Origin of the sequence: Streptomyces sp. SID13726, from assembly GCF_010548375.1 — a bacterium.
Classification (GTDB): domain Bacteria; phylum Actinomycetota; class Actinomycetes; order Streptomycetales; family Streptomycetaceae; genus Streptomyces.
Window position 1 is genome coordinate 1 of sequence record NZ_JAAGLY010000426.1, and the last position, 447, is coordinate 447.

1 pseudogene is annotated in these 447 nt (G+C 72.5%); it reads right to left on the minus strand.

The features are described from left to right. A pseudogene (locus G3I78_RS48415) lies at nucleotides 1-447 on the minus strand (NADP-dependent phosphogluconate dehydrogenase); the annotation flags it as partial.

The following is a 447-nucleotide window of genomic DNA, read 5'->3' on the forward strand; positions in this document are numbered from 1 at the left end:
TGATGCAGCCGCCACGCCAGATGCGGGCCATCGCGCCGCGGTCGATGTCCCAGCCGTACTCGGCCGACGCCGCCGCGATCTGGTCGAAGCCCTGCGAGTACGCGACGACCTTCGACGCGTAGAGCGCGAGGCGCACGTCCTCGACGAACGCGTCGCGGTCCTGCACGTCCCACGCGGCGGCGTCGGCGGGCAGCGCCGCACGGCCTGCCTCGCGCTGCGGGACCGAGCCGGACAGCGCGCGGGCGAACGTCGCCTCCGCGATGCCGGTGATCGGCACGCCGAGGTCGAGGCCGTTCTGCACCGTCCAGCGGCCGGTGCCCTTCTGCTCCGCCTGGTCGAGCACGACGTCCACGAACGCCTTGCCGGTCTCCGCGTCCACGTGCTGGAGCACGTCCGCGGTGATCTCGATGAGGAACGACTCGAGGTCGCCCGTGTTCCACTGCGCGA